This window comes from Nocardiopsis sp. TRM 82005, assembly GCF_056312425.1.
In genome coordinates this window covers 147,315-170,305 of the sequence record NZ_JBWDTQ010000016.1, presented here as the reverse complement: position 1 = coordinate 170,305, position 22,991 = coordinate 147,315, and the positions used below count along the sequence as shown (strand labels likewise).

Below are 22,991 nucleotides of genomic sequence, written 5' to 3'. Positions count from 1 at the left end.
GATCTTGCCCGTACTGGCGGTGTCGGCGGTCGAGCACGCCAGTACGGGCAAGATCATCGCTGCAGAGAGCCTGCCCGGGTCCTCGGACGGCGCCCCGCGCCGAGGGAATGGGGACGCGGGGCGCCGGGGCCGTCAGCCGCTGCGCCAGGTGACGGTGTCCGCGGGGCCGACGCGGTTGGCGCCGGACTCCCATTCGGCGTTCCCGGAGCCGTCGACCTTGACGAGCTTCCACTCGGTGTCGGCACCGATGACGGCGGTGCCCGACCACACGGGGTAGGTGGAATCGTCGGTGGACAGCTTCACTCCGTCCTGCGGGTCCCAGGAACCCAGTTCCGGGGTGGAGCCGACCACGTACACGTCCTGGCCGTACCAGGTCTCCACTGTGGCGGAGATGCCGTCCCCTCCCGGATCGCCCGGGTCACCGGGGTCGCCGGGGTCGGTGCCACCGCACTCGCCGGGGTCGTCGCAGGTGCCGCCCACGTGTAGGGCGACGGCCCCGTCGGCCGGGACCCGGGCGCTGACCCGGCCGTCGGCGACGGTGAGGGTTCCGCTCCCGGCCGCGTTCTCGTAGCTGCCGTCGGGCAGGCTGGTCTCGGCGGTCAGGTCCCAGGTGCCGCCGCTCGCATTGAAGGCGGCGAAACCCCTGTCACCGCGGTCGAAGGCGAGCCGGGAAGCGCCGTCGGCGGCGCGCTGGACCACTGGGGTCTCGCCGGTGGCGTTGCGGAAGGCGGCCATCCCGGCGACCGTGGGGTGCCGGTGCTCGCAGACCCAGTCGGAGCCGGAGCAGTCGGCGTCCTCGGTGATCCAGCCCGCCGGGTTGCCGGGTTCGGTCCCGGTACTGGGCGGTCCCGCCGCGGTGTTGTCGCCGAAGTCGTAGCTGGACATGACGACCGGGGTGCCGTAGGGGTGGGCGAGCATGAACGCGGTGGCCAGGTAGTAGCGGCCGCCGTCCTTGTAGGTGAGCGTCGGGTCCGCGCGCTGGGTGTCGTGGTTGTCGACGAAGACGGTGGCCTGTTCGTCGCTGAGTCCGCCGTAGTCCGGCAGGTCGGCCAGGCCGGAGATGTCGCCGCCCGCGAACCTGTCGGAGATGTCGCGCTGGTAGTCGAAGGCGGTCACGCGTCCATACGGCGTGTAGGCGGTGTAGGGGATCGTCTGGTCCCCGTACACCTCGTGGTAGACGTCCGGCTCACCGCCGAAGGCCGGCACCTCGTTCAGGCCGGAGAAGATGTCGTCGATGTGGGCTTCGGGGACGTGCTTCGCGGCGTCCACGCGAAAGCCCGCCACGCCCATGTCCACCAGGCCGTTGAGGTAGCGACGGATCTGCGCGCGCACGTCGGGGTCAGCGGTGTTGAGGTCGGCCATTCCCAGGAGCTGGCAGTTCTGCACCTCCTCCTTGCTGTTCCAGTCGGCGATCTCCTCGTAGCAGGGGCCGAAGTCGGCGCGGTCGTACCGGGCGCTGCCGTCACCGAACAGGTCGGGGTGGTCGTACTTGGCCCACTCGGTGCCCGCGCTTCCGGTGCCGGATCCGTCGCCGGTCGTGTGGTTGATGACGGCGTCGACGTAGACCTTCACACCGTTGTCGGCACAGGTGGAGACCATCGCCTCGAACTCCTCGGCGGTGCCGCGCCGGGTGTTGTCGATGCGGTAGGAGACGGGCTGGTAGTCCTGCCACCAGGGGTAGTCCCCGCCCTCGGCGGAGGGGACGACGATGTGCTCCTGGGGCGGGGAGACCTTGACCCCGCCGTACTCGTGAGGGCCGAGGAAGTCGGCGCACTCGGTCGCCACGGCGTCCCAGGTCCACTGGAAGAGGTGGACGGTGGTCTCACCGTTGCCGGTGGCCGCGGTGGCGGCCTCGGTCGCGGCCGTGGTGGCGGAGACGGTCTCGACCCGCTGGGGAGCGGGGTCGAGCATGAGGGGAACCGCTAGCAGGCCGGCTCCCAGCAGAACCGACCCGGCTGCGGCGCCGAGTCCGGATACCTTCATGTGCGCTCCTTGGGGGAGGTGCGCGGTGGGGCGACGCTGCCCCGACCGCCGTACTCTTGCAGCAATTGCAAGAGTTTGCGTGAGCGTGATGAAGGTAACAGACGAGCCCGCCCTTGTGAACAGCCCGCGTCATCGGGGTGTCACCTTTCACGCAGCGCGACGAACACCGCGCCCACCTGCTCGGATGTCGGACACAGCGGCGCATTCGCGACGGAGGCGGGCTCGGGGTGCCACCACGATGAGCTGCACGGACGAGCGCATGGGCCTTCGTCCCTGAATACGAAAAAACTTGCAAGACTACTGAAGGACACAGAAAAAGCCGGTGGTGGCACGGACCACGGGTTCCGTACCACCACCGGCGAGGAACGGCCGGAGGGGCCGCGTCGGGGGGACCGCCGGGAAGCGGGGACTACCAGAAGACGGCCACGCCGATGTTGAGGACGGCGAGCACACCCGCGGTGACGGCGAGGTTCGTCGCGGGCTTGCGCAGGTTCAGCACGCCCACCACCACGATGGCCAGCGCGACCACCAGTTTGACCGCGATCTTGACGTGGTTCAGTTCGGTGAGGTCGGCCATTTCGGCGACCCCGACCAGCAGCAGGCCGGTGAGGAACTGGAGCAGGGAACTGTGCAACAGGACCTTGGGCGACTTGGCGTTACCGGTCATGACCTGCATGAGGAAGCCCGCGAGGATACCCGCGAGGCCGAGCATGTGCAGGAAGGCGAGCGCGGAGTAGAAGATGTCCATACCCGAACGTTACTACGCCTTGTAGTTGTTAGATCCGCCTCCATACGCACCGGTGCGACACGTCCGGAGGCCAGGCCCGAGCCCCGCGCCGCCGCGGCTCGCTCCCCGCCCCGGCTCATCTGCGCTTCGGCGCGTTCCTGCGCCGCCACAGCACCCAGGCCAGTCCGGCCAGCAGAGCCGCTCCGGCGGCCCTCAGCAGACCGTCGCGGTTCATGTACTCCGACATCCGCCATCCCACCGACGCCTCGGTGACGACCACCGTGTCGCTCGCACACGCGGCCGGATCCGAGTCGCGGTCCAGCAGCAGGCAGGCCGTGCTCGTCAGCCGGGCCTGTCCCTCGGCGCCCTCCGGAACCCGTACGCGCACCGCGTACACCGCCTCCTCCCCCGCCGGCACGGCGACCTGCCAGTTCACGATGCCGTCCTTGACCACCCCGTCACCGTCGACCTCCACGATCTCCAGCGAACCGGGGACGTGCTGGGCGAGCAGGGCGCCCTCCACGGCACCACCGTCGCCGTTGGCGAGGGTGGTGCGCAGTGTGAGCTCCTGCCCCGCCTGCGGCGGCTCCGCTCCCGCGTCCAGGACCAGGTCCACCCCGGCCGCCTGGCCGGGCCCGGTCGCGAGCGGGGCCTTCGACGCCCCTCCGAGCCCGTCGTCCGCGAGAGCCGGGGCCGCGAACACCCCCACCGCCACCAGGCCGGCCGTGGCCGCCCGCCCGTACGCCGAGTTCCGCCAGCCCTTCAGGACCATCCGAGTCATCCCGCGCCTCCTGCGTGTTCACGATCCGACACCCTTAGACAACTATGAGTGACAACGCGAGTGCATGTGGTGACACACCCCTGGTCCGCGGGACTCAGGTCCGGATCACCCGCCTAGGTGCTCAGAGACCGCATGCGGGCTTCCCGTCCCAGGACGGGGATTCCTCCCCATGTGCGCCTCGGGGCCTTAGGGCGATCGTGGACACCAGAAGGCGGGGACACGGGGTCCGCGCCAAAGAACGGGGAGGACACCGTGTTCCACGCCGACCTGCTGAACGCCAACGCCCGGGTGATGACCGAACAGCGCATCCGCGAGATGCGGAACCTGCGGGCGGCACGCCGGGCCCGCGCCGAGGAGCGCGCGCGCCGCAGGCGGGAGCGCCGCGAGCGCTCCCGCCTGCGGCGTGGCCGTGAGGCCTACGGCCGTGCCGTCTGAGGCCATCGGACACCCGTGTGGCGCCGGAGGCGCCCGCGCCCTCGGGCAACCGGCTCGCACTCGCCTCCACACTGGCGAACAGAACCCGCATAATGACGCACATGCCCCTGCTCTCCGAGACCAGTCCGCTCTTCGTCGGCCGCGAGTCACAGCTGAGCACCCTCGACGAACACGCTCGCCGCTGCCTCACCGAGGCGTCCGGGACGGTACTGCTCGGCGGGGACGCGGGCATGGGCAAGACCCGGCTGGTCGGGGAGTTCACCGCCACCCGCCCCGCCGGGTCGGTGTTCGTCGGCGGCTGCCTGGAACTGGGTGTGGACGGCCTTGCCTACGCCCCCTTCACCGCGGTCCTGCGCCAGCTCCTGCGCGGGCGCGGACGAGAGGCCTTCGAGGCCGCCGCGCCCGGCGGATCGGGTGAGCTGGCCCGGCTCCTGCCGGAGCTGGGCCCCCTGCCCGGGAACCACGGTGAGGCACGGGGCGTCCTCTTCGAGCAGGTCCTGCGCCTGCTCGACCAGACCGCCGGGACCAGCGGCCTCACCGTGGTCCTGGAGGACCTGCACTGGGCCGACGGCGCCACCCGCGACCTACTCGTCTTCCTCGTACGCAACCTCGACCTGCCCGGCGTACAGATCATCGCCACCTACCGCAGCGACGACCTGCACCGCACCCACCCCCTACGCCGCCTGCTCCCCGAGCTGGAACGCCTGTCCGCTGTAACCCGCCTGGAGCTGGAACCGCTCAGCCGTGACGAGGCCGGCGCCCAGGCCGCCGCGATCCGGGGCACGGAGCTCACCCACCGTGAGATGGACGAGCTCTACCGGCGCACCGAGGGCGTCCCGCTGTTCGTGGAGTCGCTCGCGGCGTCGGCAGGCGACCCCGCCGGTGACGGCCACGACGTGCCCGACCAGTTCCGCGACCTGCTCCTGGAGCCGCTGCACCGGTTCGACGACACCGCCCTGTCGGCGCTGCGCGTGGCCTCGGTCGGCGCGGTTTCGGGCAGCATCGAGCACGAGATGCTCTACCACGCGGCCGGTCTCGCCGAACACGAGCTGGAGACCGCCTTGCGCACCCTGGTGGACGCCAACGCGCTGCGCGCCGACCGAACCGGGTACCGGTTCCGGCACGCCCTCCTGCGCGACGCGGTACACGGCGAGCTGCTGCCCGGTCCCCACGCGCGGCTGCACATGCGCTTCGCCCAGCTCATCGACGAGTACCCCGACTCCGTCCCCCTCGACCGGCGGGCCGCCGAGCAGGCCCACCACTACAACGCCGCCCAGGAACTGCCCAGCGCGCTACGGGCCGCCTGGTGGGCGGCGGTACGCGCGGGCGACACCCTCGCCTACGACGAGGAGCTCGACATGCTGGAGCGGGTGCTGGCCCTGTGGGACAGGGTTCCCGACGCCCGGGAGCGGGTGCAGGGACTGACGTGGGCCGAGGTGGTCAGCCGCGCGGCCGGTGCCGCCGTGGAGGCGGGCCGCGGCAGGCGTGCCCTGGAACTCACCAACGACGCCCTGGCCGTCCTGCCCGAGGACGACCGCGACGACCACACGCAGATGGTGCGGGCGTGCCTGCTGCGCCGCCGCGGGCTGGCCCACGCCGAGGAGGCATGCGGCAGCGGGGTCATCGACCTGGTCACGGCCCTGGAACTGCACCCGCCGCACATGCCGGGATACGCCCGGATCCTGTCCATCCTGGCCCGGGAGAGCATGGTGCACCGCGCCGACCGGCGCGACACCCCGGAACAGGAGCGCCTGAAGGAGCTGGAGAGGGATGGAAGGTCCGCGCGCGCACTCGCGGAGGAGGCCATCGCACTCGCCGGTTCCTCCGGTCAGGACGACATGTGCGCGGCCGCCGACGCCCGCATCACCCTGGGCGGACTCCACATGGACATGGGCGACCTGGAGAGAGGCCGTCCGCTGATCGAGGCGGCCATCGGCCACGCCGCCGAGATCTCCGACCCCTCCCTGGAGGCGCGCGGGGCGGGCAACCTCGGCCACTTCCTACGCGAGCTGGGCCATCACGAGGAGGGCCTGGCGGTGCTGGAGAAGTCCCTGGCCCGGCACGAGGCGATGGGGTGGGCGTCCGTCCACAAGACCTTCAACCACCAGAACCGCGCGGAGATCCACTTCGAGCTGGGCGACCTGACCCAGGCGCGCCAGATCGTCGAGGCGGTCCTGCGCACCCACCAGTTCAGCAGGCACCGCTACTACGTCGACGCGGTGCTGGCCCGGACGGCCGCCGCCCAGGGAGACCTGGCCGCCGCGCGCCGGGCCGTGGACACGTCGGAAGGTGCGGACGCGCTGGCCTCGCAGCGGATGAACATCGTGCAGCTGTCCCTACTGGCGCTCCTGGAGACGGACCTGGTCGAAGGCGCGGTCGACGACGCGCTCGTCTTGGCGGAACGGACCCTGGAGCGGATGGTCCTGGAGTCCGCGCACGGGTACACGTGGCCGATGGCGGACGTGATGGCCGAGGCGGCGCGACGGGCGGCGGAGCCGGACCGCCCGGAGGAGACCGCGGCGCGGGCGCGCCGGGTACGGGACCTGGTGGCCGACCTGGTGTCGCTGATGCCGGCCCACGGGACGGCCCAGCACGCCTACCGGGCGTCCGTGACGGCCCGGCTGGCCGGGGTGGACGGTGCGGACCCCGCAGAGCTGCTGGAGCGGTGGACGGAGTCGGTGTCGGCGTGGGAGGCCACACCGATGCGGCTGTACCTGGCACAGGCCCGGCTGCGGGCCGCCGAGGCGGCGATGGCGGCCGGAGACCGGGGCCGGGCCCTGGAATGGACGCGGCAGGCACACGCGGCGGCCGAGGAGTGCGGGGCGGTGCCCCTGGCCGGCGCCGCCGCCGACCTGGCCCGCAGGATGGGCACCGGCCTGGTGAAGGACACGGCCCCGCCCGCCGTACCCGCCGGGCTGACCCCGCGCGAGGCGGAGGTGGCGCGGCTGCTGACGGTGGGCGACACCAACGCCCAGATCGCCGCGAAGCTGTTCATCACGCCCAAGACCGCGAGCGTGCACGTGTCCAACATCCTGGCCAAACTCGACGTGCCCAACCGGGCGGCGGCCGGTGCCCGGCTACGGGAGCTGGGCCTTGCCTAGGCGCGTTGCCCAAGCCCCGCGTGCGTCGCCAGGCGAGGCCGGGTCGATGACGTGCCGGTGGGAGCAGGCGGGGGTCAGCCCCGCCCCAGCTCGGTGCAGACACAAGCTTTGTTGCCGTCCGGGTCGGCCAGCACGATGAAGGCCGGTGCACGGCCGTCGTCGACGACGCGTCCGCCTGCGGCAACCGCTGCGGCAACCCGCCGGTCGGCGACTTCCGGGGGGACCGTGGCGTCGAGGTGGAAGCGCTGCCGATCGGGTGCGGTGGAGTCGGTCGTCTGAAACCACAACGGCGGGAGCTCTCCCGCCGGGTCGACGACATCGCCGCCTGCCTCACCACCGCCGAGAACGGCTGCCCAGAACGGCAGCACCGTTTCCGACACAGGCGTGTCCAGGGCCAGCTCCAGCACCTGTACCTGCTCCGGGCACGGGGCCAACTCCTGGTCGGATGCGAGTGCGCTGATCCGCTCGGCCAGCCGGGCATCCCGTTCGGTCACCCCTCCGGCGTCGTGGCTGCGCAGCACGAACTGAACATGCCCCGCACGCAGATCGACGTCGGGATGATGGCCGACCGCATCGGCGAGCCGCCCCACGGCGGCGACGAACGCGGCCTTGAGCGACACGCCCCGGATGGGACTGGCCCGAGGACACCTGGGTGCGCCTGGGGACCGCCGGAACCCAGGTGCGGCTGGGAACGGCCGGGAGTCCTCAGACCGTCCAGCGGTTGGTGATGGGCAGGCGACGGTCCCGGCTGAGGTTGCGCGAGCTGATCTTGGTGCCCGGAGCGGACTGGCGGCGCTTGTACTCGGCGCGGTCCACCAGGCGGATGACCCGGCGCACCAGCTCGGGGTCGTACCCGGCGAAGACCAGTTCGGCCTCGCCCTTGTCCGTGCCGACGTAGGCGTCCAGAACGGCGTCGAGCAGCGCGTAGTCGGGCAGGGAGTCGGTGTCCAGCTGGTCGGGGCTCAGCTCGGCGCTGGGCGGCTTGGAGATGGAGTTCTCCGGGATGGGCGGGACCTGGTCCAGACGGACGGCCTCGGCGTTGCGCCAGCGGGCCAGCTCCCAGACGAGGGTCTTCCAGCAGTCCTTGATGGGCGCGAACCCGCCCACGGAGTCGCCGTAGAGGGTGGAGTAGCCGGTGGCGGCCTCGCTCTTGTTGCCGGTGGCCAGGACCAGGTGGCCCTCCTCGTTGGACAGGGACATCAACAGGATGCCGCGCACCCGGGCCTGGAGGTTCTCGGCGGCCAGACCGGTGAGCGGGACGGCCACCTCCCCCATGGACCGCGTGAAGGCGTCCGCGGCCGGGGCGATGGCGACGGTGCGGGTGGCGAATCCCTGGCGCCCGGCCAGGTCCTCGGCGTCGCTGACCGAGTGTTCGCTGGAGTGCACGCTGGGCATGAGCACCCCGTGGACCCGGTCCGCGCCGAGGGCGTCCACCGCGATGGTCGCCACGAGGGCGGAGTCGATGCCGCCGGAGAGGCCGACGAGGGCCGATCCAAAGCCGTTCTTGACGGTGTAGTCGCGCAGACCCGTGACCAGCGCCCGATACACCTCACCGGTGTCGGAGATGGGGTCCGGGCGCGGCGTGACGGTGTTGGCCCGCGGAGGATAGGGGGCGACCGGGTCGGCCGAGACGGTGTGGCGGACGATGCGTAGACGGTCCACCTCGGCGACCGCGCCGTCCTGGGCGGGCGCGGCCTCGGCCAGGTCGAGGTCGGCGACCAGGAGGGTCTCGGTGAACTGGGGGGCGCGGGCCACGAGTTCGCCCTCGGCGTCAACGACCAGGGAGTCGCCCTCGAAGACGAGTTCGTCCTGACCTCCGACCATGTTGACGTAGGCCAGGGCGGCACCGATCTCGCGGGAACGGCGCTGGCACAGCTCCAGGCGCACGTCGTCCTTGTGGCGTTCGTAGGGCGAGCCGTTGAGGGATACCAGAAGCCCCACCCGGGCCGCGCGGGCGGCGGTGACGGGGCCGCCCTCCTGCCACAGGTCCTCGCAGACGGCCAGGCCGACGTCCACGCCACGCACCCGGACCACCGGAAAGGTGTCGCCGGGGACGAAGTTGCGGAACTCGTCGAACACGCCGTAGTTGGGCAGGTGGTGCTTGGCGGATGAGGTGACGACACCGCCTCGGTGCAGGACGGCGACGGCGTTCTGGGGGGCTCCGGCGGGCTGCCCGTAGCGGGCGCCCGGGCCCTCGCGGCGGGAGAGGTAGCCCACGACGACGGGCAGCTCGCCCAGGCCCGCCTGGGCCAGGTCCGCGGCCAGGCCGCGGGTGGCCTTGACGGAGGCCGACACGAAGGAGTTGCGCAGCGCCAGGTCCTCGACCGGGTAGCCGGTGACGACCATTTCCGGGAGGACGACCAGGTGGGCGCCCTCCTCGGCGGCCCGGTGCGCGGAATCGACAACGATGGACCGGTTCTCATCCAGGTCGCCCACGGTGGGGTTGACCTGGGCCAATGCGATTCTCAGCTGTGCCACGGAAACGAGCCTAGTACTGCGGTTGGACTTTCGGTATGAGTGACCGTGACCCGTGCGCGGAACTGGTTGCTCAGCCACGGGGGTGGAGCGCGCAGCGGTGGCCCGTTCCAGGGGGTCGGGGAAGCGCGCAGTGGCGGCCCGCCCCAAGGGGGTTTAGGTAGGGCGCGCAGGAAGCCCCGACCGCGCATCCGCAGAGCCCGGGCTGGCGAACAACCACGCATCCGTAGGACCCGGGCTGGCGCGCGACCACAGTCTTGGTTGCTCACCGCTGGAAGCTCTACGGGCACGTGGCTGAGGTCTGCCGGAGGCTCTACCCAACCCCCTGGAGCGGGCCACCTGCGGGCTCTACGGGCGCGTAGCCGGGGAGCTCCGTCACACCGCGGGGACACGAGCAGGACGCGAAGGCGGCGGGAGGCCCGGTCACCGGTCATAATGCGTGTGCGGGGAACGGACCGGGCAGGCTGGTTGGCGTGTGCGGAAATACCCTGGAAATATCCGCACGGCAGACTGGTTCTGGGACACTGTGTCCGGCTCGACTCCGCGCGGCGGAGCGTGGCCCGGACCGACCAGTATCGAGGAAGGTTGATCGTGAATCGACAGCAGGAATTCGTGCTCCGCACGTTGGAGGAGCGCGACATCCGGTTCGTGAGGCTGTGGTTCACCGACGTGCTCGGGTACCTCAAGTCCGTGGCGGTCGCTCCCGCCGAACTGGAGGCGGCCTTCTCCGAGGGCATCGGTTTCGACGGCTCGGCTATCGAGGGGTTCGCGCGTGTCTACGAGGCTGACATGCTGGCTCAGCCCGACCCCTCCACCTTCCAGGTGCTGCCCTGGCGCAACGAGCCGCACGGCACGGCGCGCATGTACTGCGACATCCTCATGCCGGACGGTTCGCCGTCCTCGGCGGACCCGCGCCATGTGCTCAAGCGTCAGCTCAGCAAGGCCTCCGACCTGGGGTTCACGTTCTACACCCACCCCGAGATCGAGTTCTACCTGCTCAAGAAGATGCCCGAGCAGGGCGAGTTCCCCGAGCCCAACGACTCGGGCGGCTACTTCGACCACACGCCCCACAACAGCGCGCACGACTTCCGGCGCAACGCCATCAACATGCTGGAGGCCATGGGCATCTCCGTGGAGTTCAGCCACCACGAGGGCGGCCCGGGACAGCAGGAGATCGACCTGCGATACGCCGACGCGCTGACCACCGCCGACAACATCATGACCTTCCGGCTCGTGATGAAGGAGGTGGCGATGGAGCAGGGCGTGTACGCGACGTTCATGCCCAAGCCGTTCACCGAGTACCCGGGATCGGGCATGCACACGCACCTGTCGCTGTTCGAGGGCGACCGGAACGCCTTCTACGAGCCGGGCGCGGAGTTCCAGCTCTCCAAGGTGGGGCGCGGGTTCATCGCGGGCCTGCTGCGGCACGCCGACGAGATCACGGCCGTGACCAACCAGTGGGTCAACTCCTACAAGCGCCTGTGGGACGACCCGGCGGCCTCCGCCGGTATGGGCGGCGAGGCCCCCGCCTACATCTGCTGGGGCCACAACAACCGTTCGGCGCTGGTGCGCGTTCCGATGTACAAGCCCGGCAAGTCCAACTCCAGCCGGATCGAGATCCGCTCGCTGGACACCGCCTGCAACCCCTACCTGGCCTACGCCGTCATCCTGGCCGCCGGGCTCAAGGGCATCGAGGAGGGCTACGACCTTCCTCCCGGCGCTGAGGACGACGTGTGGGCCCTGACCGACGCTGAGCGCCGCGCGCTGGGCATACGCCCGCTGCCGCAGAGCCTGGACGAGGCCCTGCGGATCATGGAGAACAGCGAGCTGCTCGCCGAGACCCTGGGCGAGCACGTCTTCGACTTCTTCCTGCGCAACAAGAAGGCGGAGTGGAACTCCTACCGCCGCCAGGTCACCCCGTACGAGCTGGCACGGTATCTGCCGACGCTCTGATCCGGCGGGCGAGGCCGCGCGGCCAGGGCTCCCGGAAGGCGGGTCCCCCGGCCGGGACCCGGTGGACGTGGTCGCGAACCCGCCGGGTGCGCCCGCTCTCCGCCAGGGGCACCGCCGTGGACAGGGCGCACAGCGCCGCCTCGCCGCGCCGGGGCTCGGCCACGGCCGGGACCGGCCCAGCGGGCACGGCGGAAGGGCAGGTCGGGCTCCCGGGTCTCCTGGTGTGGCATTGCAGCAAGGAAGCGCTTCCCCGCCAAGGGGGTTCCGCGCCTGGGAGACAATGCCCCCATGCATCCGCGTCCCCGCCCGGTGGCCTCCACCTCCACCCTGGTCCTCGCCTCGTCCGCCCTGGTGGCGGCACCGGTCGCCGCCGAGGCGTCGTCGTCGGCCCCCGGTCCTCCGGGTCCGCACGAGGTGCGGTTCGCCACGTTCAACGCCGCGCTGGAGCGCGCGGAGCAGGGCGCGCTCGCCGAGGAACTGGCCGTCCCCGGCAGCGGTCAGGCACGCAACGTCGCCGAGATCATCCAACGCGTGCGCCCCGACGTCCTCCTGGTCAACGAGTTCGACCACGACGAGGAGGGGGCCGGTCCCCGCCTGTTCCAGGACAACTACCTGTCCGTCGGGCGCAACGGCGCCGAGGCCATCGAGTACCCGTACGTGTACACCGCCCCCGTCAACACCGGTGTGGCCTCGGGGGTGGACCTCAACGGAGACGGAGAGGCGGTGACCGACCCCGGCAGCCCCGGCTACGCCGAGGACGCCTTCGGCTACGGGCTCTTCCCAGGCCAGTACGGGATGGTCGTGTACTCGATGTACCCGATCCTCACCGAGCTGGCGCGCACCTTCCGAACCTTCCGGTGGGCGGACATGCCCGGTGCGCTCCTGCCCACCCGACCCGGGACCGGCGAGCCCTACTACTCCCCCGAGGCCCTGGAGGTTCTGCGGCTCTCCTCCAAGAGCCACTGGGACCTGCCCGTCGACACCGGCGGGGGATGCCCGATCCACCTGTTGGCCAGCCATCCCACGCCGCCCGCCTTCGACGGCCCGGAGAGGCGCAACGTCGCGCGCAACCACGACGAGATCCGCTTCTGGGCCGACTACGTCACCCCGGGCGCGGACTCCTACGTCTACGACGACCGGGGGCGGTGCGGCGGTCTGCCCGCCGGCGCCCCGTTCGTCATCGCCGGTGACCTGAACGCCGACCCCAACGACGGCGACGCGCACCCGAGGGCCATCACCCGGCTCCTGGAGCACCCCGGGATCACCGACGTGCGCCCGGCCAGCCAGGGCGGCAGGGGCGCGGCCCGGCGCCAGGGCGGGGCCAACGACGGGCACGCGGGCGCCCCGGACCTGGACAGCGCCGACTTCGCGGACGAGCCCGGCCCGGGCAACCTGCGCGTGGACTACGTGCTGCCCTCGCGGACCGTTCCGGCCCGCTCCTCCGGGGTGTTCTGGCCGCCCGTGGGCGATCCCCTGTTCCGCCTGACCGGCGACCGCCCCTTCCCCAGTTCCGACCACAGGTTGGTGTGGGTGGACCTGGTCCGCCGCGCACCGCGCAAGGCCGTCCGCGCTGAAGCGTGTTGACGGACCTGAGGTCTCGGATCAGTACACCTAGCGCGGCGGCACCGTGGGAGGAGGCCGCAGGGGAGGTCACGAGGTGCGCGCGGATTCCTCCTGGGCCACGGCCAGTCCGGCGCTGATGACGCTGTCCATGATGGCGGCCAGCCGCTCCGGGCCCAGGCGCGGCGCGTGCTCGGCCATGCGCTCGACCAGTTCTCGCTCGCGCCGCGTGTCGCGTCCCGCGAAGTAGCCGACCGGCTTGAGCCTCTGCACCTGTGCGGCCACGAGGGCACGGCGTTCGAGGAGTTCGGCGAGATCGGCGTCCATCTGGTCGATACGCCCGCGCAGCTGGCGGACCTGCTCGTTCAGGGAGGACTCGGGGACGGGGTGGCTCTCGGACACGGTGTGTCTCCCTCGGTGTGGGAACGGGCCGTGGCGGGCCCGGGACGGACGTGGTGCGGCCGTACGTCCCCCGCGGGATACGCGTGGATGAGTGGAGAGCGTGTCGTGGGGCGTCGGCCGCCTGAAAAACGAAAGAGCACCGGGCCGTGCGCCCGAGCGCTCTGTTGCCGACGATCCCTGCTTCCGCCTACGTGCAAGCGGCCGACGGGAGCGTCGGCTGGCTAAACACGCGATAGCGGTGGGTCATGCCGCTGATTCTACCGGACCTTCCGGTGAGGGCGCCACGGCACACGCCCGGGTACGCCTTGGGCCCGCACACGCGAAAGGGCGGTCCGTGCCCCTCTACACGGACCGCCCCGGAGTCCTCTGGCCGACCGCGGTCAGCCGTCCTGGTTCTCGGGCATCTCGACCTGGATCATGAGGGCGGTCGCCTCGGCGGTGACCTTCCCGTGGGCTCGGATCCGGCCGGAGACGAAGACCTTCCGGCCCTCCACCCGTTCCACCCACGAGGTGACCTCCAACGGCGTGAACAGCGGCGTCGGCCTGCGGTAGTCCACCTCCAGCTTGGCGGTGAGCCCGGGCGTGGTCTCCACGGCGGAGACGCTGCCGACCGCCTGGTCGAGCAGGGCCGCGATCCAGCCGCCGTGCACGAGTCCGGGCGGCCCCTGGTAGACGGTGTTGAGGGTGACCTCGCCGTGCAGTCCCTCGGAGGTGCGCTCCAGGAGGAGGGGCGGGGCGGCGGGGTTGGTGTCCCCGGCGACGATGTTGGTGATGGTGCCGAATTCGACGTCGCCGCTCTGGAGGTCGCGCTGGACCATGGTGCCGATCTGACGGCGGGCGATGTTCAGCTTGCCGGTGACGCCCTCGACGGCGGAGGCGGCCTCAGCGAGGGTGTCGGTGTCGACCTCGGTGTTGGCGACGGCGTCGATGAGGTCATGGACGTGTGCCACGAGGGAGCGGAGCTCGGCGGGAATCTGGTCCTGCTCGACCACCGGGAGACCGAAGGAGCGGGGGTCGGGGCGCTCGGCTACCGGCTGCGTGTTGACCGTCATGTGTTCCTCGTCGGGTCGGCGTGTGCACGGGTGGGCGGGGGCACCACCGTCAAACCGAATCCTACTCGGTAGTATTCCAGAACGCCCTGACCTGGGGGTGCGCTCCCCGTCACACGGCACTGAGGCGGGGAGCACCCTCGGCGGCGTCAGCCCAGGTTACGCACCATGTGCAGGTGCGGGATCCCGGCGTCCAGGAACTCGTCGCCGTGAGCGGTGTAGCCGAGCCGCGCGTAGAAGCCCAGCGCGTGCGTCTGGGCGTGCAGCTCCACCGCTCTCAGCCCGCGCTCGCGGGCCCGCTCCTCCACCGCACGGACCAACGCGGCGCCGGTACCGCTGCCGCGTCCCTTGGGCAGGACCGCCAGGCGACCGAGGAGCCCCGCGCCTCCCCCCGGGTCCACCAGGCGTACCGTGCCCACGGGGACACCGCCGTCCAGGGCGAGTAGGTGGTCGGCGGCGGTGTCACGCGCGTCCCACTCCTCCTCGACGGGTACCTGCTGTTCCGCGACGAACACGGCTCCCCGGATGACGAACACTGCGGCACGGTCACGCTCGTCCCGTGCCAGGCGGATCTCGGTCGTAGTCATGCCCGAAGGTTAGCCCCGGCGCCGGACCCGCTCCGACCCGCGGGCCCGCGACAACCCCCATGGCGGGAAGGTCCGGCACGAGGTGACGGAGAGAACGCGGGAGACGTCGGGGAGCGGCCGCCTCCACGGCCAGCACTCCCTAACCTGGGTGTATGGGCATGCCCAGCGACATCCACCCGAAGACCGAGGATCCCCGCGCGGAGCACGCGCACTACTGGCGTTTCTCCGGACTACCCGAGACCGAGCTCCTCACGGCGCGTTTCATCACCACCTCGTTCACCCGCCACACCCACCCCACCTACACCGTCGGGGTGATCACCGGCGGCGTCGAGGAGTACTCCCACGGGCGGGGCAGGGCCCGCGTGGGGCCGGGCGGGCTGGCGGTGGTGGGTCCCGAGGAGGTCCATACCGGCCACGCCGGGGTCCCCGAGGGCTGGAGCTACCGGGTGTTCTACCCCTCGCCCGAAGTGATGGCGGACATCGCCCGTGAACTGGGCATGCGCGGAACTCCGGCGTTCACCGAGTCCGGCATCGACGCGCCCGGGGCCGCACGGGTGCTGGCCTCCGCGCACGTGGCGGCCGAGCACGGCGACCGGCTGTCCGCCTCCGCCCTCGCCCGGCAGGGCCTGGGCATGCTGCTGCGCTCCCACGGCCGCGAACGGGCCTCCGGGGCGGCCCGGCACACCGCCCGCCCCGAGGTGGAGCGAGCCCGGCGCATCCTCGCCGAGCGGCTTGTGGACCCGCCGACCCTGGAGGAGCTCGCCGCCCGGCTGGGTATCGGCCCGTTCACGCTGTCACGGAGCTTCCGCGCCGCCCACGGGCTGCCTCCGCACGCCTACCTCAACCAGCTGCGGGTGGACCGGGCTCGGACACTGCTCGCCGCCGGCCGCCGGGCGGGCGAGGTCGCCGTCGAGGCGGGGTTCGCCGACCAGCCACATCTGACCCGCCATTTCAAGCGCCACCTGGGGGTACCCCCCGGTGCCTATCAGCGCGCCCTGCTCGCCTCCTGACCCGTCTCCCGGAGCCGTCAGGTACTCGACGCGGAACGGAGCGGCAAGAACGTTCAAGACGCCGTGCGGTCGGTCCTCCTAACGTTGGGCGCGTGAAATCCTTCTCTCTCCTTCGTGCGCCCGTGATGCGCGACAGCATGGGGATCGGCATCGCCGTGGGCGCCGCCGGTCTGGCGTTTGGCACCGCGGCTGTGGCCGCCGGCCTGTCCCCTGCGCAGTCCGTCTTCCTGAGCCTGTTCATGTTCACCGGGGCCTCCCAGTTCGCCCTGGTCGGGGTGGTCGCCGGTGGCGGAAGCCTGGTCGCGGGAGCGATGGGGGCACTGCTCCTGGGCGCCCGCAACACCCTGTACGGGCTGCGCCTGGCGGACGTGCTGGGCTGGAGGGGCGCGCGGCGGGCGCTGGCCGCGCACGGCGTGATCGACGAGACCACGGCGGTGGCCCTGGTCCAGCCGGACCGGGAGTCGGCGCGCACCGCGTTCGTGACGACCTACACGGTGCTGGGCGGCTTCTGGGTGGCCACGACCCTGATCGGCGCGCTGGCCACGGAGCGGGTGAACGACATCAGCGCGTTCGGGCTGGACGCGGTGGGTCCGGCGATCTTCCTGGGACTGCTGTGGCCGCGCCTGCGCGAGGGCGACGGCCGTACCTGGCTGATCGCGCTCCTCGGCGCGGGACTCGCCCTGGCCTCGACGCCGTTCCTCCCCGCTGGTGTCCCGGTGCTGCTGGCCGCCTCAGCCGCGCTGGTCGCGCTCTTCGGCCCCGACACCGGGGAAGGTGCCCCGGCCGGGTCCCCCGACGCCGGGTCCGTGTCCGGGGCCGGAACCAGCACCGAGGGGGCTCGGCCGTGACCCTGTGGACCGCACTCATCGCCACCGCCGCGGGCTGCTACCTACTCAAGTACGCGGGTCTGGCCGCGCCCCGGCGGCTCCTGGACAACCCGTGGCTGCGCCGCTTCGCCACCGCCGTGCCCATCGCGCTACTGGCCGCGCTGATCGCGGTGGAGGCCCTGCGTGGCGAGGGTCAGGCGCTGGCCTGGGACACCGCGCGGATGGGCGGCCTGGGCGCCGCCGTCCTCGCCCTGGTCCTGCGCGCGCCCTTCCTCGTCGTGATCGTCGCGGCCGCGGCCACGACGGCTGGTCTGCGCGCCTTCGGCATCGGCTGAGCCCCGACGGGCGCTGCTCATCCACAGCCCCTGCCGAAAGCTGCCGCGCCGCGGTCTCCTGGACAAGGAGGCCCTTCCACGACGGCCTCGTACCGCACGAACACTCCTGGCCCAACACTCGGCCAGGTTGTCCACAGGTGGGCGGCCCCGTCCTTGACCGGCCTGGGACAGCCTGTCAAAGTCAGCCGCACGCGCCCGGACGCGCCACACCCTGACACACCGCGTCCGGACGCACCGTGTGGACCTTGCGACGATGGAAGGGACTCCACCCCCATGGCCACAGCCGCCAGCCGTCTCCGACCGCCCGCCGAAACCGCCGCACACGCGGTGGTACAGGTTTTGTCCGCGGCCGGGATCAGACGGTGCTACACCGTTCCCGGCGAGAGTTTCCTGGAACTCGCCGACGAGATCGACCAGCATCCCCGCATGCGCCTGGTCTCCACCCGGCATGAGAACGGCGCCGGGTTCATGGCCGAGGCCGAGGCCAAACTCACCGGTGTCCCGGCCGTGGCCGCGGCCACCAGGGGGCCGGGAGCGTCCAACCTGGCTGTGGGTGTGCACACCGCCATGCAGGACTCGACCCCCATGATCGTGTTCCTGGGGCAGGCCGAGACCGAACGGCTGGGCAGAGAGGCCTTCCAGGAGGTGGACCTCACCGCGTTCTACGCGCCCATCACCAAGTGGTCCACCACCGTGCACCGGGCCGACAGGCTCGCGGAGACCACCGCCAGGGCGATCCGCGTGGCCACCACCGGACGGCCCGGACCGGTGGCCATCGCGGTACCCGGCGACCTGTTCGGCCAGAGGGTCGACCCGCAGGACCCGCCGGAGCCCCCCGTGGTCCCGCGCCCCGTCATGGGCGAGGCGGCCCGGGACCGGTTGGCGACCTGGTTGGCCAGGGCGGTACGCCCGGTGATCATCGCGGGCGGCGGCGCACGCGCGGCCCGCGAGGACCTCGTCCGGGTCGCTGAGCACTTCAACACCGGCGTGTACGCGGCCTGGCGGCGGCAGGACGTGTTCCCCAACGACCACCCGCTCTACCTCGGCCACCTGGGGCTGGGATGTCCTCCCCCGGTGCTGAACGCGCTGTCGGAGGCCGACGCGGTCCTGATCGTCGGATGCCGGATGAGCGAGACCACCACGCAGGGGTACCGGCTGCCCGAACCGGACGGCCATGTCCGGGTCGCGCAGATCGACATCGACCCCGGTCAGCTGGGAGCCACCGCCGACCTGTGGTTCGGCGCGGTCGCCGACGCGCGAAAGGCCCTGCACGAACTCGCCGAGGCACCGGTACAGGCGCCCTACCGTGACTGGAGCTCGGCGCGCCGGATGTGGGTGGACACCGCCACCGTGCCGCCCGAGGCGACCGGCCACGCCGGTTCCCGGCTGCACCCGTGGGCGGTGATCGCGGGTATGCGCGCGGCGCTGCCCGAGGACGCCCTGATCACCAACGACGCGGGCAATTTCGCCTCCTTCCTGCACCGGGGCTGGTGGTTCCGGCACTCCCACACCCAGTTGGCGCCCACCAGCGGGGCCATGGGCTATGCCGTGCCCGCCGCGGTCGCGGCCAAGATCACCGCCCCGGACCGGACGGTGGTGGCGGTGGCCGGTGACGGCGGCACCCTGATGACCGGGCAGGAACTGGAGACGGCGGTGCGGATGGGTGCGCCGATCACCGTGGTGGTGTTCCAGAACGGGCTTTACGGCACGATCGCCATGCACCAGGCCCGCGAACTGGGCCGGACCGCGGGGACCCGTATCAGCGGCCCCTTGGACCTGGCGGGGTTCGCCCGGTCACTGGGAGCGCGTGGCGCGACCGTCCACACCCGGGAGGAGCTGGAGAAGGCGCTGGCGGAGTCGGTGGGGGCGGACCTGCCCACCCTGGTCGACGTACGGACGGATCCGGAGGTGATCAGTCCGACCGCCACCCTGTCCGGCCTGCTGGGCGGCTGAGCGAACCACGGCCCGGTGGTCCCGGTGGCCGCCCGGCCACCGGGACGGACACACGGGGGCCGGGCACGCGGGCGGATCAGTCGCCGTAGGCGGCGGCCGCCTCGCGCAAGGCGCGTACGGTAGCACGGATCCCTGGCCGGCGGGAGGTGTCGGTGCGCCAGAACACGTACACCTGGCGCACCAGAGCGGGCTGCACGGGCACCACCCGCACACCCTCCGGCAGGGGGCCGCGCCCCAGGCGGGGCATGACGGCCGCGCCGATCCCGGCCGCGATGAGCGCCAGCTTGGTCTGGTGCTCCTCCACGTTGTGGGCGATGCTGGGCTCGCCGCCGCGTGCCCGGATCATGCCGTGCAGCCAGTCGTCACAGATCGATCCGCGCGACCAGCTGATCCAGGGCAGGTCGAGGATCTCCTCCGGGGCGAGGAGTTCGCGGTGGGCGAGGGGGTGGTCGGCGGGCAGGGCGATGTCGCCGATGTCCTCCATGAGCGGGGCGCGGCTCATACCGCTGGGCAGGCTCAGCGGGGCTCCGACCCAGTCGACGACCATGGCCAGGTCGGCGTCTCCCCGGGCCATGCCGGCCACGCTCTCGTGCGGTTCCTCCTCGTGCAGCTCCACCTGGAGTCCGGGATGGGCCTCACGCAGGGAGGAGAGCGCGTGTGGGAGGAGTCCGCGGACGGCGGTGGGCGTGGCGGACAGGCGCAGGTGCCCGGTGACGTCGTCGCGGTGCGCCTCCAGATCCGCCTCAGCGCGCTGGACCATGGACAGGATCATGGCGGTGTGCTCGACCAGGAGCTCGGCCGCGTCGGTGAGGCGGACGCCACGGCCGTTGCGCTCGACGAGGGACTGCCCGACCTCGCGTTCGAGTTTGGTGAGCTGCTGGGAAACTGCGGAGTTGGTGACGTGGAGGGCATCGGCGGCGGCGCTGAGGGAGCCGTGCGCCGCGATGGTGTGAAGAACACGGAGCCGGTCGACGCTGAGCATGTAAGCGATTCTAAGGTCTGGCTTAAGTAATAAGAAGTAGACCTAAGCCATCTGCTGACGGTAGAAACATCCCATGTCCGCTGTCTCCCCCGTATCCGCTCCAGTCGACGCCCCGCGCCGCCTGCTGTCGGACTGGCGCGCCAAGTTCGTCCTTCTCGCCCTGATCTGGGGCATGAGCTTCCTCCTCATCAAGATCGGAGCCGAAGCCCTCTCCCCCATGCAGATCGCCCTCGGGCGCATGATCACCGGGGCCGTCCCCCTGCTGGCGGTCCTGCTGGTGCGTGGCGGTCGCCTGCCGACCTCACCGCGGCTGTGGGGCCACATGTTCGTGGCGGCGCTGCTGCTCAACACGGTCCCCTTCACCCTGTTCGGGTACGCCGCGCAGCTCATCCCCTCCGCCCTCATGGGGATCGTCAACGCCTCGACACCGCTCTTCGGCGTGGTGTTCTCGATGATCCTGCTCTCCGACGAGCACCCCGACCGCGACCGGGTCATCGGCCTGGGAATCGGCTTCCTGGGCGTGCTCACCGTGTTCGGGGTGTGGAACTCCCTCGGTGAGGTGACCGTCAGCGACCGCGACGCCGTGCTCGGCATGCTGTTCGTCGTAGGAGCCACCGCCTGCTACGGGATCGGCACTCCTTACCTGCGCCGCTTCGTGGCGGGCAGCTCACACGGCGCCCTGGAGCTGAGCACCCTGCAACTACTCCTGGGCTCCGTCCCGCTGGCGCTGTTGGTCCCGGTGTTCACCGAGATGCCCACGGAACTCACGTGGCAGGTGGTGGTGTCGGTGAGCGCCCTGGGCGCCTTCGGCACCGGCATCGCCTACGTCCTCCAGTACGCGATCGTGCGGGAGGGCGGGGCGACCGTGGCGACCACTGTCACCTACGTGGCCCCGGTGGTGGCGATCACCGCCGGGATCGTGCTGATGGGTGAGACCCTGAGCTGGAACCAGCCGCTGGGCGCGCTGGTCATCATCCTGGGCGCCGCCCTGTGCCAGGGCGTGGTCCGCACCCGGTACGTCATCCCGCCCAAGCGGAGGGGATGACGGCTGCGGGCCCTCCACCGGCGACCGACCGGTTCAGTCCTCGCGCAGGACGTCGACGGCGGCGGTGAGGTCGTCCGGGTAAGGGCTGGAGAACTCCACCGGGCGGTGCTCGGTGGGGTGTTCGAAGCCCAGCCGTACCGCGTGCAGCCACTGGCGGCGCACACCCAGCCGTTCGGCCAGTGTCGGGTCGGCGCCGTAGAGCATGTCGCCCACGCACGGGTGCCGCAGCGCGGCCATGTGCACCCGGATCTGGTGGGTACGACCCGTCTCCAGCTTGATCTCCAGCAGGCTCGCGGCCCGGAAGGCCTCCTGCGTGTCGTAGTGCGTCACCGACGGGCGCCCGCCCGCGACCACGGCCCAGCGCCCGTCACCGGACGGGTGCCGGTCGATCGGCGCGTCCACGGTTCCCCGGAACGGATCCGGGTGTCCCTGGACGAGCGTGTGGTAGCGCTTGTCCACGGTGCGCTCCTTGAACGCCCGCTTGAGCACGCTGTAGGCGATCTCGCTCTTGGCGACCACCATCAGGCCGGTGGTGTTGGCGTCCAGCCGGTGCACGATGCCCTGGCGCTCGGCGGCGCCGCCGGTGGCCACCTGCACGCCGGAGGCCAGCAGCCCTTCCAGGACGGTGGCCCCGGTCCAGCCGACCGTGGGGTGGGCGACCACGCCGACCGGCTTGTCCACCACGATGATGTCGGCGTCCTCGTGAACGATCCGCATGCCCGGGACGGGGTCGGGGCGCGGAACGGGTGCGGTGGGCGGCGGCGGGAGGGTGATCTCCAGCCAGGATCCCGCCTGGACGCGGTCGGACTTGCCCGCCTCGGAACCTTCGACCAGTACGCTGCCGTCACCGATGAGCTCGGCGGCCCGGGTACGGGACAGGCCGAACATGCGGGCGATGGCCGAGTCGAGCCGGTCGCCCTCCAGGCCGTCAGGCACGGGCAGACTACGGATGTCACTCACTGGCTTCTCCCTCCACTCGTGTCGTCCCCACCGGGTTCCCCGGCGTCCCTGGCACCGTTGGCGTCCCCGCTCCCGCCGTCCTTCTTCCCGCGCTCGTCCACGACGACGCTGCCGTCCAGGTTGAGCCCCTTGAAGGTCAGCGCCACGACCAGGACCGCACCCACGACCACGCACGAGTCGGCGATGTTGAAGACCGGGAAGTTCCCCACGCTGATGAAGTCGACCACCGCGCCGTGGAAGGGGGCCGGGTCGCGGAAGAGGCGGTCCAGCAGGTTCCCGGCGGCGCCGCCCATCATCAGGCCGAGCGTCACCGCCCACCAGAGGCTGCGCACCCGTAGGCCCATGTAGCCAATGACGATGACCACGAGGCTGGCGATGCAGGTGAACACCCATGTGAAGTCGGTACCCATGGAGAAGGCGGCACCGGTGTTGAACACCAGGGTGAATTGAAGAAGGCTGCCGATGACGTCGAGCCTCTCGCCCTCGGAGAAGGCATCCAGGACCCACTCCTTGGTGAGGAGGTCGACGCCGATCGCGGCGAGCGCGACGATGAGCAGGAGAAGATACCTGCGCGGACGAACGCCGGCGTTGTCGGTCGTGGTCATGTTCCTGTCCCCGGAGGGCTCTACCTCAGTCAGCGACGCTCCTCGCGCTGTTCGCGGGTGACGCACAGGGTGGCGCGCGAAAGGCACGCAGACGTACCCTTCGCGACGGCCTGGCCGCTGACTCACAGACCCCGTAGGTTCCCGCGTCCGTCCGTTCGATCGCCCGCTCTCCCCTGGAAAGCAGGTCACGAGTATTGTAGGCCAACGCCGGATCGCATTCG

At 71.5% G+C, this 22,991-nt stretch carries 20 protein-coding genes; 9 read left to right on the top strand and 11 right to left on the bottom strand.

The window, feature by feature from the left end:
• Positions 1-132: 132 nt before the first annotated feature.
• From AC0T5L_RS13305 to AC0T5L_RS13295, 3 genes are all read right to left on the bottom strand, one after another.
• Positions 133-1,983: a carbohydrate-binding module family 20 domain-containing protein gene (locus AC0T5L_RS13305; protein ID WP_476165739.1), complete on the bottom strand. Its 1,851-nt coding sequence runs from the start codon at positions 1,981-1,983 to the stop codon at positions 133-135.
• A gap of 409 nt (positions 1,984-2,392) precedes the next feature.
• The gene (locus AC0T5L_RS13300) at positions 2,393-2,731 is read right to left on the bottom strand and encodes a hypothetical protein (RefSeq protein ID WP_476165738.1); all 339 of its coding nucleotides are present in this window, start codon (positions 2,729-2,731) and stop codon (positions 2,393-2,395) included.
• Positions 2,732-2,846: 115 nt separating this feature from the next.
• Complete coding sequence (locus AC0T5L_RS13295) at positions 2,847-3,491, bottom strand: hypothetical protein (RefSeq protein WP_476165737.1); 645 nt, start codon at positions 3,489-3,491, stop codon at positions 2,847-2,849.
• A gap of 252 nt (positions 3,492-3,743) precedes the next feature.
• Here AC0T5L_RS13295 and AC0T5L_RS13290 point away from each other — a divergent pair, with 252 nt between their 5' ends.
• Both AC0T5L_RS13290 and AC0T5L_RS13285 read left to right on the top strand, forming a co-directional pair.
• Positions 3,744-3,926 (top strand): hypothetical protein, encoded by a 183-nt coding sequence (locus AC0T5L_RS13290; protein ID WP_476165736.1) that lies wholly within the window; start codon positions 3,744-3,746, stop codon positions 3,924-3,926.
• Positions 3,927-4,018: 92 nt separating this feature from the next.
• Positions 4,019-7,027, top strand: coding sequence for an ATP-binding protein (locus AC0T5L_RS13285; protein WP_476165735.1), 3,009 nt, complete (start codon positions 4,019-4,021; stop codon positions 7,025-7,027).
• Between the two features lie 74 nt (positions 7,028-7,101).
• Here the strand turns inward: AC0T5L_RS13285 and AC0T5L_RS13280 are convergent, their stop codons facing one another.
• Together AC0T5L_RS13280 and AC0T5L_RS13275 are read right to left on the bottom strand one after the other, a co-directional pair.
• Positions 7,102-7,647: a VOC family protein gene (locus AC0T5L_RS13280; RefSeq protein ID WP_476165734.1), complete on the bottom strand. Its 546-nt coding sequence runs from the start codon at positions 7,645-7,647 to the stop codon at positions 7,102-7,104.
• Between the two features lie 85 nt (positions 7,648-7,732).
• A complete protein-coding gene (locus AC0T5L_RS13275) occupies positions 7,733-9,505 on the bottom strand; it encodes an NAD+ synthase (RefSeq protein WP_476165733.1) in 1,773 nt (590 codons plus the stop codon).
• 588 nt (positions 9,506-10,093) lie between these two features.
• Between AC0T5L_RS13275 and AC0T5L_RS13270 the strand changes: the two genes are divergently transcribed.
• Both AC0T5L_RS13270 and AC0T5L_RS13265 read left to right on the top strand, forming a co-directional pair.
• A complete protein-coding gene (locus AC0T5L_RS13270) occupies positions 10,094-11,455 on the top strand; it encodes a glutamine synthetase family protein (protein WP_476165732.1) in 1,362 nt (453 codons plus the stop codon).
• 288 nt (positions 11,456-11,743) lie between these two features.
• Entirely contained in the window at positions 11,744-13,039 is a 1,296-nt protein-coding gene (locus tag AC0T5L_RS13265; RefSeq protein WP_476165731.1) for an endonuclease/exonuclease/phosphatase family protein, read from the top strand.
• A gap of 66 nt (positions 13,040-13,105) precedes the next feature.
• Here the strand turns inward: AC0T5L_RS13265 and AC0T5L_RS13260 are convergent, their stop codons facing one another.
• The 3 genes from AC0T5L_RS13260 to AC0T5L_RS13250 all read right to left on the bottom strand — a co-directional run bounded on the left by AC0T5L_RS13260 (position 13,106) and on the right by AC0T5L_RS13250 (position 15,053).
• The gene (locus AC0T5L_RS13260) at positions 13,106-13,417 is read right to left on the bottom strand and encodes a chorismate mutase (RefSeq protein ID WP_476165730.1); all 312 of its coding nucleotides are present in this window, start codon (positions 13,415-13,417) and stop codon (positions 13,106-13,108) included.
• A gap of 380 nt (positions 13,418-13,797) precedes the next feature.
• Positions 13,798-14,469, bottom strand: a complete 672-nt coding sequence (locus AC0T5L_RS13255) for a PaaI family thioesterase (protein WP_476165729.1) — start codon at positions 14,467-14,469, stop codon at positions 13,798-13,800.
• A gap of 146 nt (positions 14,470-14,615) precedes the next feature.
• The gene (locus AC0T5L_RS13250; protein ID WP_476165728.1) at positions 14,616-15,053 is read right to left on the bottom strand and encodes a GNAT family N-acetyltransferase; all 438 of its coding nucleotides are present in this window, start codon (positions 15,051-15,053) and stop codon (positions 14,616-14,618) included.
• 152 nt (positions 15,054-15,205) lie between these two features.
• Here AC0T5L_RS13250 and AC0T5L_RS13245 point away from each other — a divergent pair, with 152 nt between their 5' ends.
• The 4 genes from AC0T5L_RS13245 to AC0T5L_RS13230 all read left to right on the top strand — a co-directional run bounded on the left by AC0T5L_RS13245 (position 15,206) and on the right by AC0T5L_RS13230 (position 19,178).
• On the top strand, positions 15,206-16,063 hold the full coding sequence (locus AC0T5L_RS13245; protein ID WP_476165727.1) for an AraC family transcriptional regulator: 858 nt from the start codon (positions 15,206-15,208) through the stop codon (positions 16,061-16,063).
• A gap of 125 nt (positions 16,064-16,188) precedes the next feature.
• Positions 16,189-16,911 (top strand): AzlC family ABC transporter permease, encoded by a 723-nt coding sequence (locus AC0T5L_RS13240; protein WP_476165823.1) that lies wholly within the window; start codon positions 16,189-16,191, stop codon positions 16,909-16,911.
• Positions 16,908-17,225, top strand: a complete 318-nt coding sequence (locus AC0T5L_RS13235; protein ID WP_476165726.1) for an AzlD domain-containing protein — start codon at positions 16,908-16,910, stop codon at positions 17,223-17,225. The genes AC0T5L_RS13240 and AC0T5L_RS13235 overlap by 4 nt, the downstream gene beginning before the upstream one ends.
• A gap of 273 nt (positions 17,226-17,498) precedes the next feature.
• On the top strand, positions 17,499-19,178 hold the full coding sequence (locus AC0T5L_RS13230) for a thiamine pyrophosphate-dependent enzyme (RefSeq protein ID WP_476165725.1): 1,680 nt from the start codon (positions 17,499-17,501) through the stop codon (positions 19,176-19,178).
• Positions 19,179-19,254: 76 nt separating this feature from the next.
• Here the strand turns inward: AC0T5L_RS13230 and AC0T5L_RS13225 are convergent, their stop codons facing one another.
• Positions 19,255-20,160 (bottom strand): LysR family transcriptional regulator, encoded by a 906-nt coding sequence (locus AC0T5L_RS13225; RefSeq protein WP_476165724.1) that lies wholly within the window; start codon positions 20,158-20,160, stop codon positions 19,255-19,257.
• A 73-nt stretch (positions 20,161-20,233) separates the two neighbouring features.
• Here AC0T5L_RS13225 and AC0T5L_RS13220 point away from each other — a divergent pair, with 73 nt between their 5' ends.
• On the top strand, positions 20,234-21,205 hold the full coding sequence (locus AC0T5L_RS13220; RefSeq protein ID WP_476165723.1) for a DMT family transporter: 972 nt from the start codon (positions 20,234-20,236) through the stop codon (positions 21,203-21,205).
• A 33-nt stretch (positions 21,206-21,238) separates the two neighbouring features.
• Here the strand turns inward: AC0T5L_RS13220 and AC0T5L_RS13215 are convergent, their stop codons facing one another.
• Together AC0T5L_RS13215 and lspA are read right to left on the bottom strand one after the other, a co-directional pair.
• A complete protein-coding gene (locus AC0T5L_RS13215) occupies positions 21,239-22,165 on the bottom strand; it encodes an RluA family pseudouridine synthase (RefSeq protein ID WP_476165722.1) in 927 nt (308 codons plus the stop codon).
• Entirely contained in the window at positions 22,162-22,770 is a 609-nt protein-coding gene (gene lspA / locus AC0T5L_RS13210) for a signal peptidase II (protein WP_476165721.1), read from the bottom strand. The genes AC0T5L_RS13215 and lspA overlap by 4 nt, the downstream gene beginning before the upstream one ends.
• Between the last annotated feature and the right edge of the window lie 221 nt (positions 22,771-22,991).